Annotated in this window: 11 protein-coding genes; 2 read left to right on the top strand and 9 right to left on the bottom strand. The window is 43.0% G+C overall.

All coding sequences use genetic code 11. The features are described from left to right. Positions 1–38 precede the first annotated feature (38 nt). Positions 39–1,376: a sodium-dependent transporter gene (locus tag MOB98_RS12740; protein WP_268362944.1), complete on the bottom strand. Its 1,338-nt coding sequence runs from the start codon at positions 1,374–1,376 to the stop codon at positions 39–41. Between the two features lie 217 nt (positions 1,377–1,593). Here MOB98_RS12740 and MOB98_RS12735 point away from each other — a divergent pair, with 217 nt between their 5' ends. Next, positions 1,594–2,559, top strand: a complete 966-nt coding sequence (locus MOB98_RS12735) for a bile acid:sodium symporter family transporter (RefSeq protein WP_268362945.1) — start codon at positions 1,594–1,596, stop codon at positions 2,557–2,559. 50 nt (positions 2,560–2,609) lie between these two features. Here MOB98_RS12735 and odhB read toward each other — a convergent pair whose 3' ends face one another. The 8 genes from odhB to cdaS form a co-directional block, all read right to left on the bottom strand. Continuing rightward, positions 2,610–3,866 (bottom strand): 2-oxoglutarate dehydrogenase complex dihydrolipoyllysine-residue succinyltransferase, encoded by a 1,257-nt coding sequence (gene odhB / locus MOB98_RS12730; protein ID WP_268362947.1) that lies wholly within the window; start codon positions 3,864–3,866, stop codon positions 2,610–2,612. Positions 3,867–3,881: 15 nt separating this feature from the next. After that, positions 3,882–6,716: a 2-oxoglutarate dehydrogenase E1 component gene (gene sucA, locus MOB98_RS12725; RefSeq protein ID WP_268362948.1), complete on the bottom strand. Its 2,835-nt coding sequence runs from the start codon at positions 6,714–6,716 to the stop codon at positions 3,882–3,884. A gap of 228 nt (positions 6,717–6,944) precedes the next feature. Next, a complete protein-coding gene (locus MOB98_RS12720) occupies positions 6,945–8,861 on the bottom strand; it encodes a nitric oxide reductase activation protein NorD (RefSeq protein WP_268362949.1) in 1,917 nt (638 codons plus the stop codon). A 10-nt stretch (positions 8,862–8,871) separates the two neighbouring features. After that, a complete protein-coding gene (locus MOB98_RS12715; RefSeq protein WP_268367266.1) occupies positions 8,872–9,762 on the bottom strand; it encodes an AAA family ATPase in 891 nt (296 codons plus the stop codon). An 87-nt stretch (positions 9,763–9,849) separates the two neighbouring features. Next, positions 9,850–10,437 (bottom strand): superoxide dismutase family protein, encoded by a 588-nt coding sequence (locus MOB98_RS12710; RefSeq protein ID WP_268361066.1) that lies wholly within the window; start codon positions 10,435–10,437, stop codon positions 9,850–9,852. Between the two features lie 92 nt (positions 10,438–10,529). Continuing rightward, positions 10,530–11,762, bottom strand: coding sequence for a peptidoglycan endopeptidase (locus MOB98_RS12705; RefSeq protein WP_268361065.1), 1,233 nt, complete (start codon positions 11,760–11,762; stop codon positions 10,530–10,532). Positions 11,763–12,142: 380 nt separating this feature from the next. Further along, on the bottom strand, positions 12,143–13,360 hold the full coding sequence (locus MOB98_RS12700; RefSeq protein ID WP_268361063.1) for a macrolide family glycosyltransferase: 1,218 nt from the start codon (positions 13,358–13,360) through the stop codon (positions 12,143–12,145). A gap of 234 nt (positions 13,361–13,594) precedes the next feature. After that, positions 13,595–14,209: a cyclic di-AMP synthase CdaS gene (gene cdaS, locus MOB98_RS12695; protein WP_268361062.1), complete on the bottom strand. Its 615-nt coding sequence runs from the start codon at positions 14,207–14,209 to the stop codon at positions 13,595–13,597. Positions 14,210–14,483: 274 nt separating this feature from the next. On the opposite strand from cdaS, the gene MOB98_RS12690 reads away from it, so the two are divergent. Then, on the top strand, positions 14,484–15,842 hold the full coding sequence (locus tag MOB98_RS12690; RefSeq protein WP_268361060.1) for an MATE family efflux transporter: 1,359 nt from the start codon (positions 14,484–14,486) through the stop codon (positions 15,840–15,842). Positions 15,843–15,856: the final 14 nt, after the last annotated feature.

Genomic DNA, 15,856 nt, shown 5'->3' with positions numbered 1-15,856 from the left:
CTTGACAGGGATAAGACCATTCCCGGGGGCTTCTTGTTTTAAAAAATGCCTAACACATGCAAAAAGACGATAATGATGGCAACAGGAGACAGATAACGAATGAGCAGCAGCCAAACCGCAAACCACTTTCGTCTGAGGCTGGAACCGCTTTTCAGCTCGTCGAACAAATCCTGTTTCGGTATTTTTAACGGAACAAAAATAGAAATCAATAATGCGCCTAACGGCATTAAAATATTGCTTACAAGATAGTCTGCCGCATCAAAAATGGACAAATGAAATATAGAGACGTCACTTAAGACACCGTATGATAATGCAGACGGCACTCCGACAATAAAAATAGCAATTCCGCCTAACCAAGCGAATCGTTTTCTTTTATTGACATCGCCTTTTGAAAGCACTGCGACCAAAATTTCCAGCATAGAAAAAGCGGATGTCAGTGCTGCAAATAAAAATAGAAGTAAAAATGCTAATAAAAAGATAATTCCGAACGGCATTTGATTAAACACAGTCGGCAGCACGTTAAATAACAGGACAGGTCCTTGGTCTGGTTTGAGACCGAATGAAAAGACAGCTGGAAAAATCGCAATTCCGGCCATTACAGCAACCAGCACGTTCATTACAGTTACAGATACAGCAGACTGCACCAGATTTTCCCGTTTCTCTAAATAAGCGCTATACGTTACCATGACCGATACACCGACACTCAGTAAGAAAAAGGATTGTCCCATTGCATATAAAATCGTATTGGCATCAATTGCGGTTAAATCAGGCATGAGGAAAAACTTGATTCCTTCCATCGCGCCATCAAGTGTAACTGAACGCACCATTAAAATGATGAATAATAGAAAAAGCGCCGGCATTAAAACTTGGCTTGCTTTTTCAATTCCGCTGCTAACTCCTTTTGCAACAACTAAAATTGTCACCACCATAAAGAGCAGCTGGCCTCCTACAGCCAAATAAGGGTTTGAAATCGTACTTGCAAATATCGTATCAAAGCCAGATGTTTGCGATAAACCGCCGGTGAAGCCTTTTATAATATAAATTAAAATCCATCCGCCGACGACACTGTAGAAAGATAGAAGAATAAAGCACGTTACCATGCCTAAATAACCGATCCAATGCCACTTCGTTCCCGGAGCAAGTGTTTTATAGGACTGAACGGCATCTTTCTGTGTTTTTCTGCCTATGATGAATTCACCTACCAATAAAGGCAGTCCGATTAAAACCGTAAATAAAATAAAAATAAGTAAAAATGCGCCTCCTCCACTGGTTCCAGCAACGTATGGAAATTTCCATATCGCGCCAAGCCCGATAGCTGATCCTGCCGCGGCTAAAATAAAGCCGAGCTTCGAAGACCATTGATTCGCTTCCTTCACTCTATCACTCCTATTTGATCTAACCATTATAAAGATTCATTGTAAGAATATCTTCCTATATAGTCAAGAACATTTTGATTGGTTTACATCATATATCTATAGTCATCTGCTAAAATCAAATATTGAATTATTCAGAAAATTAATTATAATAAGAGAATGTTTAAAAATTTGTGAGAATTTCTGCTGAAGTTCTTGATACTGTATAAGGAGTGTTTTTATGGACAGCATTAGAAAAATAAGTCATTTTGCGGGACAAACCTTCGGCATATGGGTCATTGTTTTTGCAGTGCTCGGATTTTCTTTCCCGTCTTTTTTTACGTGGATCAGTTCTTATATTACAATTTTTCTTGGCATTATCATGTTTGGAATGGGTCTTACACTGCAAGCCGATGATTTCAAAGAGCTGCTCAGAAAACCTTGGCATGTCATTATTGGGGTGATTGGTCAATATACCATCATGCCGCTTATAGCTTTTGGATTGGCGTTTGGACTGCATCTTCCAGCTGAAATTGCAGTAGGTGTTATTCTTGTCGGCTGCTGCCCTGGGGGAACTTCATCAAATGTCATGACATTTTTAGCAAAAGGAAATACAGCCCTTTCTGTTGCGGTTACCACCATTTCTACCTTATTGGCACCTGTTGTGACACCGTTGTTGATTATGCTGTTTGCCAAGGAATGGCTTCCTGTCTCGCCGGGGTCTTTGTTTATCTCAATCTTACAGGCTGTTTTATTTCCGATCATTGCAGGCCTGATCGTCAAAATGTTTTTCAGAAAACAGGTCGAAAAAGCTGTACATGCCCTTCCGCTTATTTCTGTCATTGGCATCGTTGCGATCGTCTCAGCTGTCGTCAGCGGCAACCGGGAAAATCTGCTTCAATCAGGGTTGCTCATTTTTTCTGTTGTCATCCTTCATAACGGTATCGGTTATATGCTTGGATTTCTTTGCGCAAAGATTTTTAAGATGGACTATCCGTCTCAAAAAGCCATTGCTATCGAAGTCGGCATGCAAAATTCAGGACTCGGAGCCGCACTTGCCACAGCTCATTTCTCCCCGCTATCCGCCGTACCAAGCGCAATTTTCAGTGTGTGGCATAACCTTTCAGGTTCTATGCTTGCAACATACTGGTCAAAACAAGTAAAAAAGAAACAAGCAGCATCCAACAGCAGCAAACTGTCTCTGTAAATTGGCAAGCAAAAAAGGTACATCACTTTATCGTGATGTACCTTTTTTTATTATCCCTCTAATAAAAGCTGTTCAGGATCTTCAAGTAAATTTTTAATTGTCACGAGGAAGCCAACCGCTTCTTTACCGTCTACAATACGGTGATCATAAGATAAAGCGATGTACATCATCGGACGGTTTTCGAAACGCTCTTCATCAATTGCTACAGGACGCAGCTGAATCTTATGCATGCCCAGAATACCGACTTGAGGGCTGTTTAAAATCGGAGTTGACATCAGTGAACCGAAAGTCCCTCCGTTTGTAATCGTGAAGGAGCCCCCCTGAAGCTCGCTAAGGGTTAATTTATTGTTTCTTGCTTTTTTCGCAAGCTCGCCAATTTCTTTTTCGATACCTGCAAATGTCAGACGATCCGCATCCCGTACTACCGGAACGACAAGACCTTCATCCGCTGCAACAGCAATCCCGATATCGTAGAATTTCTTAACGATCAGCTCATCGCCTTGAATTTCCGCATTCAGCAGCGGATATTTCTTCAATGCAGCAACGACCGCTTTCGTAAAGAAAGACATAAAGCCAAGCTTCACTTCGTTTTGCTCAAAGAATTGATCTTTGCGGCGTTTTCTAAGATTCATGACAGCCGTCATGTCAACTTCATTAAATGTAGTCAGCATCGCTGATGTTTGCTGAACCTCTACAAGGCGTTTGGCAATCGTTTGTCTGCGGCGAGACATTTTTTGCACTTCGACAGGCTTGTCAAAGCTTTGTTGTGCTTTTTGAGCCTGAGGCTGCTGCTGTTTTTGCTGAGGAGACGGTTTTGACGCTGGTTTTTCGTACGCTTCGACATCCTGCTTGCGCACTCTTCCTAACGGATCTCCCGTTGGAACCTGAGACAGGTCAATTCCTTTTTCTCTCGCCAGCTTACGAGCTGAAGGAGAAGCGATCGTTCTTGATTTTGATTCAGTTTGTGCTCCCTCGCTTACCTCTTGTGCCGCTGGTTCCGCTTGCTGCTCTTCTTTTTTGCTTTCCTTGGTGTCAGCTTTCTCTGAAGGAGCAGGGGCAGAACTTTCACCCGCGCCTTCTGAAATCGTACCGATAATTTCTCCGACTTGGACGGTATCACCCGAATCTTTCAATACCTCTTGAAGTACACCCGATTCTTCTGCTGTCAATTCAACATTTACTTTATCCGTTTCTAGTTCAAGCAGATATTCACCCTGTTCTACATAATCACCAGGCTGCTTTAACCATTGGGCTATTGTTCCTTCTGAGATTGATTCTGCTAATTCAGGTACCTTAATTTCCGCCATTTTTTCATTTCCCCCTTAGTTTTTGCGAGTCAAGCTATCAGATACAATACGTTCCTGTTCTTTTTTGTGAACTGTCGGATCTCCCTCTGCAGGGCTGGATCGTCTTCTTCGCCCAATATATTGAACACTTACTCCTTCTGGTGCAATTTCAGTCAAATACGGGCTGATATAACCCCAAGCCCCCATGTTCTGCGGCTCTTCCTGCACCCAAACGATTTCTTTCAGGTTCGGAAGTTTTGCAAATAATTTTTTGACTCCTTTTGCCGGGAATGGATACAGCTGTTCAATTCTCGCAATGTGAAGCCACTCTTTACCGTCTTCTAGTTTATTAAAATGATCGCTGATGTCTATGGACACTTTACCGCTGGATAATACAAGTCTGGTTACCTTTTCATAGTCATGAGAAAGTCCGGATTGTTCGTAAACAGGCTGGAAGCGGCTTTCGCTAAGCTCTTGCACTTCTGAAACCGTATTTGGGTTGCGAAGAAGGCTCTTCGGCGTCATAATGACGAGCGGTCTGATCTCTTCACGAAGCAGCATTTTAGCCTGCCTTCTCAATATATGGAAATACTGTGCGGCGCTTGTCAGGTTGGCAACCGTCCAGTTGTTCTCCGCGGCAAGCTGCAGGAACCGCTCGATTCTTCCGCTTGAGTGCTCAGGCCCCTGTCCCTCGTAACCGTGCGGAAGAAGCATGACTAATCCCGATTTTTGGCCCCATTTTGCGCGTCCGGCAGAAATAAATTGGTCAAAGTACACTTGCGCAGCGTTTGCAAAATCTCCGTACTGTGCTTCCCACAATACAAGCGTTTCCGGTGAATGCACGTTATAGCCGTATTCAAAGCCGAGAACGGATCCTTCAGACAACGGGCTGTTATGAACAGCGAACGATGTGCTGCAGTCTGATAAGTGATGAAGCGGCACAAATTCTTCGCCTGTCTCACTGTCATGAAGCACAAGGTTTCTTTGGGCGAACGTTCCGCGCTCAGAATCCTGTCCTGTTAAACGAATTGGTGTACCGTCTTTCAAAATCGAAGCAAACGCGAGTGATTCTGCCAAAGACCATTCCACTTTTCTGTCATCATCAAACGCCTTTGCACGTCTTTCTAAAATGCGCTTTAGTTTTCCGAAAACGTTAAATGATTCCGGCCAGTTGATCAATTCGCCATTCAGCTTGCGGAGCACGTCAAAATCAATGGATGTGTCTACATCAGGGAAACCGTTTGATACAGGCTCTGGAAGTTCAATTTCACAGGCGGTATGTTCCTTTTTAGACGGCACTTTCTGATAAGCATCCTCAATGCGCTTCGTTACAGATTTTTCGATGTTTTCAACAACTTCCTCGGTAAGCACGCCTTCCTTTACGAGCTTTTCAGCGAAAATTTGTTTGACGGTCGGGTGCTTTCTGACAGCATCATACAGCATCGGCTGAGTGGTTGACGGCTCATCCATTTCATTGTGCCCGTAGCGTCTGTACCCGATCAAGTCAATCAGAAAGTCCTTGTTGAACGTTTTTCGGTATTCAACCGCAAACTTAACAGCTGAAAGACAGGCTTCAGGATCGTCCGCATTCACGTGAACAATCGGAATTTCATAGCCCTTCGCCAGGTCGCTGGCATACTTTGTTGATCTTGATTCAGCGCTTTCTGTTGTGAATCCGATCATATTATTGGCGATAATATGAATCGCACCGCCTACTTGATACCCTTTTAAAGAGCTTAAATTCAATGTTTCAGCAACAATTCCTTCCCCTGGGAATGCAGCGTCTCCATGAATTAAAATGGCAAGCGATTTTGTTTCATCCTGTACCGGGTATCCGCTTTGTGTTCGTGTTTCCTGTGCCGCTCTTGTGCTGCCTTCAACAATCGGATTGATAAATTCCAAGTGGCTTGGGTTGTTTGCTAACGTAATGCGCGCTGATTTTGTTTCAGCATCTTGAAGCTCACGATTCGCCCCCAGGTGGTATTTGACATCCCCTGTCCATCCGTAGCTGATTCCAATTGATCCCTCAGACGGGACAAGGTCTTTGTTCGGCGCATGCTGAAATTCAGAGAAAATAATTTCATAAGGTTTGCCGAGCACGTGAGCCAATACATTCAGGCGCCCCCTGTGCGCCATCCCGATGTTTACACTGGTCGTACCTGATTTGACAGATTGTGCAATAATGTCATCCAACACTGGCACAAGTGCGTCCAATCCCTCAATGGAAAAGCGCTTCTGTCCGACAAATGTGCGGTGCAAAAACTGCTCGAAGCCCTCTACTTCTGTCAGTCTTTCCAGCACAGCCGACAGTTTTTCAGCTGAATTCTTCTGGAACAGCTCACCAGATTCAATCTTTCTCGTCAGCCACTCACGCTCTTTGAAGTCATGCACATGGTCAAATTCAAATGAGATCGTTCTTTTATAGGTATTTCGTAAATACTGAATGGCTTCTAGACCGTTCGTAATGTTTTTAGGAGCGTCTTTACAAATCACTGACGCAGGTATTGCTTTGATTTCCTCTTCTGTTAGCCCGTAATCGGATAATGGAAAGAGTTCGCTCTTTTTCCCATCCTTTCTGAGCGGATTGACGGAAGCGTTTAAATGGCCATAGGTTCGGATATCTTCTGCAAGTCTGACTGCGGATGCGATCTTTTGAATCAGATCGGCTGTAACACGTCCCTTTTCTTTTGTTCCCGAGGCCTCTTTTATATCGCTTGGCGGAGCACCGAGCTCGTCGAACATGTCCTTTAGATCCGGATCAATGCTGTTCGGATCCTGGTTATACTGATCGTAAAGCTCCAGCGCATAGCCGAGGTTCGGACCGTAAAAATCTTCCCAATTCATTCGTTGTTTCATACTATTTTGAAACATTTGAATATTACCCCCAACTTAGATAATCAAGTGAATGATTCACTATCTTAAAATAACTTTCGAACGCTGTGTCCAAAATTATGTAATAAAAACGCTTCCAACGATATTTTACCACTGTTTGCAATTTGATTCTACCTTGATTGTTCACAAAATAGTAAAAAACCTTTATAAAAAACAAAAAATTTAATCATTCGAAAAAAGAAAAGCCAAAAAGCATAGGATAACGGGCTATCCTATGCTTTTATGGAGCAGTTTTTTCAGCAGCGGATACAGAACATCCGGGAGCTGATCAACATCCGGGACAAATATACTGAATTTTCCGTACATATCCTGAATGGTCTTCATTTGCGATTCTTCTATTTCTGAGTTGGAGAGAAAAACATTTATTACTTCAATTCCCCTTTTTCGAGCTTCAATAACCGCTTCACTTGTATCGACAATCCCGTTTTGTTCATAGCCAAACGCGGCCGGCTCTCCATCAGAGAAAACAATTAAGAACTTTTGCGCCTCGCTGCGCTGCAGCATTTTTTTCGTCATCTGCCGGATCGCATAGCCGTCACGGTTATCTTCCTCAGGCTCGAGCTGCATAATTGCAGGCCCAGCATCTTGTCTTAATGACGATTGGAAAGGAATAACCGTATTGAAATAGTTTGGTTGGCTTGTTTCGGTCGCATCGTTTGTGTCTTCCCAGAAACCGACAATCTGATGCGGAACCGCTACCGATTTCAGCGCTTCGTGAAACAATACAATTCCCCGTTTTGTTTCGTCCATTTTGTCGAACATGCTGGCTGAGCAGTCGACCAGCAATGTAAAAACTGCGTCAATTTCTGAAGACGGTTCTTGCTTTTTGTAGAACAGACGCGGATTTCGTTCAGTGAAGTAACGGAGGAGCTTATTGTTCAGCCGGCCGGCATGAAGATCTGTTCTTGGCAGTGTTTTTTTATGCTCCAGCGTTTTTTGAATCATTTGTTTCAAACGCTTTTGATATGATTCGATCGTTTTTGCCTGCTGTTTATAAGAAAGCTCTTCTTCACTTGTAGCCGGCTTCGGTTCTTTGTAAATCGGAAATGCGTATTTATTTTCTTTTCCGTCAGCCATACCTGCTCCGTTTGGCTGGTCTTTCTGGGACTCCAGCGCTTCCAGCTTGGAATAGTCTTTCCGTTTTGTTTGTCTGGCTGATCCTTGGACTGAACCAAGGGCTTGATCTCCATCGTCGCCTTCCCTTGAAGCGTCTTTTCCTAAATCTGATTTCGCGCCGTGTTCAATATCAAATTGAAGGAAGCTTTTCGACGGTGCTTCTGTTTCCCGGTGCCATGTCGGCATTTCTTCTTCATGAATATCCTCATCACCGTCTGATTTTTTCGGAAGCGTGATGTCATCACTCAGCTTCGGCGCTTTTTTCTCTTCTTCAAACAACGGCTGTTCTGCAGCCTTTGCGTAATCAAGCTCAGGCAAAAAGAAGTAGGTATTCAGCATGTCTTTGTCGAGCACTTCTTCAAGCCCGTCCATGAGGTCTTCAACAATTTTCAGAACCTGCCGTGTCGAGTCTGCCTCATACACACGCAAGAGCTGCTGTTCAATAAACGGGTGCATCAAATCGATATCTTCACGCATTGATGGAAGGGTCTCGAGCGGCGACTCCGCTGTTAGCTTGACATAGATCGCGCAAAAGAGCGCATCCGTAAAAATGCTTCGTTCCAAATTTAAGGTCAGCTGGGTGGAAAAGTGTTTTCTGTACATGTCTTTTCGCTTCGCAAATACATGTTTCGTACCCGGACGCTCGTGTTTGATGCACTCTTCGATTCTGATGTCCTCAAGCAGCATAAACAGCTGCTTGGCAAAACTTTTAAACGTAAGATGCCGATGGATATCATCCAAAAAATTCGCAAACTCCTGCAGCGAGCTATATCTCGTTCCGATCGAGCGCAGATAGACATCGCTCTTCAGACCCGCTTCCATGTCCTCAGCTGCCCTGTCTTTCCAAAAGTGGCTCATATAGATTTTCTTTTCAAATGGATTGTAATAGGACTGAACGCCATACTCCACTTCTACCGCTTCACTCTTTGTGAGTGTTTTGGCCAAATCAGTCAGCATCATAAATAAAAACGAATCAATTGTGCTGTCGTTAAATTTGATAAATTTCATCGCAGCTCCCTCATTCAAACAGAGTTTCTGCGATATTTCGGACGGCCGCTTTTTCCCGGTCATCATCAAGCTTCTCTACAATTCCCCGCTCGATGGCACGACGCGGCGGAATATAAGCGGCTAAATCACATGTATCGATTAAAGCTCTGATGGATGCCGCTTCTTCAGACACCTGTCCGTTATTGGCCTGAACGATCAGGTCAGAGGAAAGCGTGATAAACCGGTCAATCAATTTCTCATCTTGCAGGGCTGATTGAGACATGAGCACTTGTTTCAGCAGCCCGCCTTTAATATATGGCACATCGATGATAACAAAACGGTTTTTCAATGCTTCATTAAGCGGAACAGTTCCAACGTAGCCTTCATTGATGGCTGCAATGACTCCGAAGCCGTCTTTGGCCCGAATAACCTCGCCTGTAAACGGATTTGTCATCATTTTTCTGTAATCTAATACACCGTTTAAAATCGGCAGTGTTTCCGGCTTTGCCATATTGATTTCATCTATATAAAGAAAATGGCCTTCTTTCATGGCTTTTGTGACAGGTCCTGATACAAACTCGATCGTTGCCTGGCCAGATTGATTTTCAATTGTTTTATAGCCGACCAAAGCTTCAGCATCCAAGTCGACTGAACAGTTGACACTGTGCATCGGTTTATGAAAATAGCTGGACAATGTTTCTGCAAGCTTTGTTTTTCCTGAGCCTGTAGGCCCTTTTAGCAGGACATTTTTCCCCATAGCTAATGCGATGATGGCGTCGAATAAAATGGTTTCGTCCTCCGCCTCATAGCCTGACGTCCCGATGAGCGACTGAAACTCTGGGGAAATCGGCTGATCTTTATATGATAAAAGTTTTTTTTGTATATCTTCCGGCAATGTTAAGTGCTGTAATTGAGTTGTCATAGACAGGTTCCCTTTCCTATTCGTATTCCATTAACGAGTATACTAAAAAAGCCCCTGTATGCTCAATACAAAAGGGCTTGGATGATATTACTGCTTCTCATTATTGCCGGAAAGGGCTCCGCAGACGATACGCGCACCTGAATTCCCGCTGGGATTTGTCAAATAATCGTCGGCATGCTCATGAATAATAAACGCACTCCCGTCCTGGTCGAGAATATTTAGTTTACTTCCTTTTTTTAATGAGGTGTCCGGCGCATTCATAATGACATCTACTTTTCCGTCAGCACTGACTTCAAGGTTCGGCAGATCTCCGGCATGATGCCCCATCGGATTGTTGAAACCGTGTTCTTTGTTCAGCGGATTAAAGGGGCCTCCCGCTGATTCAAAATCCGGCCTGACACATGAACCTTTTTCATAAATGTGAAATCCGAGGGAAGCGCCGGGGCGCAGGCTGTTTGCGGAAATGTGAATATCAAGGCCTTCGTCATCTGATTCTTTGATTTCTATAAAACCGACTGCTTTGCCTTCACGATTGACCAGCTGGACATGATGACCAAATGCTGACGTTTCAACCACTTTTTTTTCCGGCACCCGCTTAGGAGGGTCAGGAGGTTTTTGTCCGCATCCCACAACTCCCAGTGCCGTTGCCATCATCAACAGCAAGAGACGGTACATACTGTCTCCCCCTTGTTTTTTCTAACAGTGTGGTCAATCACTGCCTGATATAAACAAAAAAGCCTATAAAAAGGCTTTTTTGTCACGCCGTTTTAAAAATAGCTTCTTGCGCCCAAGTAGCGCTGTTTCCAATATGAATTGCTGAGGTTGGAAATATCTACGCCCGATGAGCTTGCATGAATAAAGTCTCCCCCGCCCAGGTAAATCCCCATGTGAGACGGACCGGATTTATATGTGGTAAAGAAGACAAAATCTCCGACTGAGGGCTGGCTGACTTTTTGCATGACATTCCAATACCCTGCCGTACTTAATCTTGATATAGATGATACTTTATTAATGAGGTAATAAATGTAGCCGCTGCAATCGAAGCCGGCAGGCGTGTTTCCGCCCCAGCGGTACGGCACCCCGACATATTTTTTCGCTTCTGTTATCATTCTGTCAATCTTCGTCCCTATTCGAATGTTTGACCTTGAGTTGTCTTTTGGTTTTGTCTGATTTGAATTGTTAGATTTTGATGTTCCCGAAATCGTGAGAACCTGTCCGATTTTCAGTACATCAGATGATAAATTGTTTTTATCACGGATGCTTTGCACAGTGACTCCGAGCTGATTCGCAATTTTCCACAGCGAATCGCCTGCTTTCACCTTGTATGTAGTTGTTTTTGAGGAATTGGAGTTTGACGGCTTCTTGGAACCGCTGTTTCCGCGCTTCGGCGAGCTGCCTTTTATTTTGAGCACTTGTTTAGGATAGAGCGTATCTGATGTCAAGCCATTTAAGGTTTTCAATTCAGCTACTGTCATTTTTAAGCTGTTTGCGATTTTCCACAGTGAGTCACCAAGCTTAACTGTATATGTACTTTTTGACGAGCCTGAAGAATTGGAACCGCTGTTTTTTTTCGATCCATTTGATCTGCTTGAACTGCTTGTCCCTTTGATCTTAAGCTTTTGCCCCGGACGAATCAGGTCACTGGTCAGGCTGTTTAAACTTTTAAGCTCTGAAACACTCATTTTATGATTTTTAGCAATCATCCATAGCGAATCACCGTAGGCAACAGTGTATGTTGACGTTTTGCTTGTGTTGGATGAGGATGTTGTGCTTTTTTTGCTGCTCTCAGGGATCTTAAGGCTTTGTCCGACATAAAGCACGGACGATTTCAATTTGTTTTCAGATTTCAGTTTTGATATAGTCGTATCATATTGGCGGGAAAGTTTCCAAAGAGAGTCACCGCTTTTTACCTTTATCGTTTTTGCTTCCGCGGGTGCTGCTGCCATCGAAGACCCAACAACTGCGGAAACAGCCAAGCCGGCTACAATCTTCCTTTTCATTCATTCAACCTCCTAAACTGTTTATATTGCAAAAAACAGCTAGTATTTTGTCCCAAAAATGGCATACAACCGTTTTATCGTCACTTTTTCAATAAGTTAAAACCCTTTTCAAACATTCAACAGCAGTTTCAGCATCGTTCGACCTTTAAACCTTCAAATAAACACCTAACATTTTACATAAGCTGCAATTTTTTTTCGAAAGTCTAAGGAACTATATAAGCGGGGGTAAAATGATGGCTTTCTATTGATGAATGGAGCAGATTTTCCTCCTTTCTTGTCTGTTTTTCTTATCAATTCTCTATTGGCGTGTCAAATCCCTTCCTCTGTATGCTTACGAATGGCTAAAAAGCCTGTTCTTTTGACAAGAACAGGCTTTTATACTATGCGTTGGCTGATTGAGTTTTGTGTTTCACAAATTCAAGAATGCTGTCGGCCGCTTTTTTAGAACCGCCTGCCGCTTTCAGTGATTGACCAATTTCTTTTGCTTTTTCAGCATAAACTGGATTGTTCATCACTTCTTCAATCGTTTCTTTCAAAAGGCTTTCAGATAATTCTTCTTTTTTCAGCACTTTTCCCGCGCCGATTTTTTCCACTTGATTTCCGACGGCAAATTGGTCAGCGCCCATCGGAATAACAACGAGCGGGGTTTCAAAATACAGCCCTTCACTTGTGCTGTTCATTCCGCCGTGGGTCACAAATAAACTGGCTCTTTTGAGGATCTCAAGCTGAGGGACATACGGACGCACAATGAAATTCTCCGGAATGTCGTTTAACTCATTTGCTTTGATATGCTTGCCGATGGAAAGCACTACTTTACCGTCAAAGTCTTTACACACCTCAAGACATTGATTAAAAAACTGCTTTTGATTGTTAAATATGGTTCCCATTGAAATAAACAGCACGTTTTCATTGTCAATCTGCTCAAATGGGAAATCATTGTTTCCCGCTCTTTCCGTAATTGAAGGGCCGACAAATACATACCGGTCGCCAAATTGCTCAGCCATTGGCTGAAATTCCCTTGATGTGAAGACGATTGTCAAATCTCCATCTGAAGAAAAAACGTCAAACGGCTTCTTGATTTCTGCTTGAAATTCAGTATTTAATGTTTCTGCAAGCTGGAGATACGTTTTATAATGAGGCGAATTTTCAAATGATCCTTTAATATAAGACCCCATCATTTCCTTTAGAAATTCCTCATTCATCGCAAAGGTTGTACACAGTGAAAATCTCGGCAGCTTCAGCAGGTTGGCAATGATTTTACCGGCCAGCAGATGGTGATCATATATGACATAATCATACGATTCATGTTTGACTTCCTCATAAATATGAGTCGCGATATCCTTACAGCCTTTCAAAAAGGCGCAGATCATTTCTGTGAAATCTCTTTCTTCATCTCCGGTTGCGTTCTTTCCGAAGTGATCTTCCCGGAAATCATGATACTCGCGAAACTCAATATCAAGAGCTGCAATTTTTTCTTTGTATTCTTTTACTGCGTAGTAGGTAATATGCTCTCCCCTGGATTTCAGCTCCTTCATTACACCGATAGACGGATTAATATGCCCTTCACCGGGAAAACCGATCATTAATACATTAGCCATGCGGCAGCACCTTCCTTTTAAAATTTATGTAATATTTTATACGGTACTATAAATACATAAATAGGTAAAGTATTTAACTTAATTAACATTCATTAGATATAACTTTTCTACCAGTTTATATTTCCTGTCTTCAAGACAAAAAGCATTCAGCTTGAAGTGAATGCTTTAAAAAAGATCTGAATTCAGTCATTTTGTCTCATGATAGGATTCATTATCAGGCCCTTTTATTTATTTTTACGTTCTTGGCGAAATTAAAGGATACAATACACCGTCTTTTGCAAACGACATCTTCCCTGTCTCCTCTGAAACAACGAGCACAAGCGCATCCGTATACCCCGACATTCCAAGGGCTGCGCGATGCCGGGTTCCCAGATGGATATCCACTTCCTTTGTTGTCAGCGGGAGTACATTGGCTGCTGATACGAGTTTATTTTCCCTCACCAATAATGCGCCGTCATGAAGAGGGTTTCCGGGGAAAAAGATGCTCTCAATTAATGAAGCGCTGATTTCCGCATGAAGGGAGGTTCCTTTTTGAATAAAATGCTCAACCGGATCCGCTCTTTCAATCACAATCAAAGCACCATGCTTATGTTCCGATAAGGCTTTAATCGCCTTGGCCAGCTCAATAAATGCCGGTGTAAATTCCTCAATGTATGATTGCAAATAAAAGGATGATGCGATCCCCTGCATGTCCTGAAAAATGTGCCCCAATTCATCTAATTCACAAAGGAGACACTGGTCTTTTTCGTGAAGCGCTTTTAAGATTAGTGACGTATCACCTAATATTTGCTCTAAGTATACTTGTATTTTCCCCTTGAATGCATTTTCTGACATCTGCTCATAACGCATAGACCTTCAACTCCTTTTCAAATTTCCAACTTTTCCGCATGCTTCTCTTATTGATGCACATTCTATTGGTAAAGGAGGGATGTAAAGAATGGAAATCGAAAGAATCATTCAATATATTTGCACCTTTTTAGGCGTGATTTCGCTTTCTTTTATTTATGCCCAAATGTTTAGAAAAACGAAACCGACAAAAAAAGAATAGGTCTGGCGTTCATTGCTTTTTATACATAAAATGTTATAATTTCTCTCGTTATGAAAAAGAAACGGAGATCAATGTATGAAAGAAACTCGAAACGCCCGTCAAAAGATCAAACAGCTTTTGCACATTTTAATTCCGATATTCATTACCCAGGCGGGGCTGTCTCTTATGACGTTTTTAGATACGGTGATGTCAGGAAAAGTCAGCCCCGCTGATTTAGCCGGTGTCGCCATTGGCTCAAGTCTTTGGACCCCAGTTTATACAGGACTTGCAGGCATATTAATGGCGGTCACCCCGATTGTCGCTCAGCTATTAGGCGCTGAAAAAAAACAGAAAATTCCCTTTACTGTTTTACAGGCTGTATACGTGGCCGCGCTTCTTAGCATCGCCGTTTTAGCGATCGGATATGCTGCAGTGGACCTTATTCTTGGCCGATTACACCTTGAGGCTCACGTGCATCAGATCGCCAAACACTTTTTAGGCTTTTTATCGCTGGGAATTTTCCCTTTATTTGTTTACACAGTTTTAAGATCATTCATTGACTCATTAGGGAAAACAAAAGTCACAATGATGATTACACTCAGTTCTCTGCCAATCAATTTTGTATTGAATTACGTATTCATCTTCGGAAAATTCGGAATGCCTGCACTTGGCGGAGTTGGTGCAGGGCTTGCGTCCGGGCTTACATATTGGTGTATCTGCATCATCAGTTTTTTCATCATTCATAAAGCCGCGCCGTTTTCCGAATACGGAATTTTCCTTACCATGTATAAGTTCTCTTGGAAAGCATGCAAAAATATGCTCAAAATCGGCCTTCCTATTGGGTTTGCCGTGTTTTTTGAAACGAGCATTTTCGCAGCTGTCACGCTTCTGATGAGCCATTTTGATACAGTGACCATCGCGTCCCACCAGGCAGCCATGAACTTTGCATCACTTTTATATATGCTGCCGCTTAGCGTGTCTATGGCTTTAACAATTGTTGTCGGTTTTGAAGCCGGTGCAGCCCGATTTAAGGATGCACGCTCATATAGCTTGATCGGCATCATGATGGCAATCGGCTTTTCTTTGTTAACTGCAGCCTGTATCCTCTTATTCAGAGAGCAAATTGCCGGCATGTACACTTCTGACCCCGATGTGCTCCGGCTGACACAGCACTTTTTAATTTATGCGCTGTTTTTTCAGCTTTCCGATGCTGTGGCTGCACCGATCCAGGGAGCGCTCAGAGGATACAAAGATGTGAACTATACGCTTGCGGCCGCTTTTGTCTCTTACTGGGTCATTGGCCTTCCGGTCGGTTATGCGGTCGGTACGTTTACAAGCCTCGGCGCGTTTGGCTATTGGATCGGATTAATTACAGGACTCGCCGCAGGAGCAGTTGGACTGTTTTTCAGGCTGGCTAAACTGCAAAAACGTTATTCGCAAAAACAATACATTTAAAAGAGGTGATCCTA

The sequence above is a fragment of the Bacillus sp. N13C7 genome, assembly GCF_026790065.1.
GTDB lineage: Bacteria > Bacillota > Bacilli > Bacillales > Bacillaceae > Bacillus.
This window is presented reverse-complemented; position numbering and strand designations above follow the sequence as displayed.

What these genes read in the sequence shown, in the direction of transcription:
- MOB98_RS12735 (WP_268362945.1), top strand. Translation starts at nt 1,594, where the DNA reads ATGGACAGCATTAGAAAAATAAGTCATTTTGCGGGACAAACCTTCGGC.
- odhB (WP_268362947.1), bottom strand. Translation starts at nt 3,866, where the DNA reads ATGGCGGAAATTAAGGTACCTGAATTAGCAGAATCAATCTCAGAAGGA.
- sucA (WP_268362948.1), bottom strand. Translation starts at nt 6,716, where the DNA reads ATGTTTCAAAATAGTATGAAACAACGAATGAATTGGGAAGATTTTTAC.
- MOB98_RS12720 (WP_268362949.1), bottom strand. Translation starts at nt 8,861, where the DNA reads ATGAAATTTATCAAATTTAACGACAGCACAATTGATTCGTTTTTATTT.
- MOB98_RS12715 (WP_268367266.1), bottom strand. Translation starts at nt 9,762, where the DNA reads ATGACAACTCAATTACAGCACTTAACATTGCCGGAAGATATACAAAAA.
- MOB98_RS12710 (WP_268361066.1), bottom strand. Translation starts at nt 10,437, where the DNA reads ATGTACCGTCTCTTGCTGTTGATGATGGCAACGGCACTGGGAGTTGTG.
- MOB98_RS12705 (WP_268361065.1), bottom strand. Translation starts at nt 11,762, where the DNA reads ATGAAAAGGAAGATTGTAGCCGGCTTGGCTGTTTCCGCAGTTGTTGGG.
- MOB98_RS12700 (WP_268361063.1), bottom strand. Translation starts at nt 13,360, where the DNA reads ATGGCTAATGTATTAATGATCGGTTTTCCCGGTGAAGGGCATATTAAT.
- cdaS (WP_268361062.1), bottom strand. Translation starts at nt 14,209, where the DNA reads ATGCGTTATGAGCAGATGTCAGAAAATGCATTCAAGGGGAAAATACAA.
- MOB98_RS12690 (WP_268361060.1), top strand. Translation starts at nt 14,484, where the DNA reads ATGAAAGAAACTCGAAACGCCCGTCAAAAGATCAAACAGCTTTTGCAC.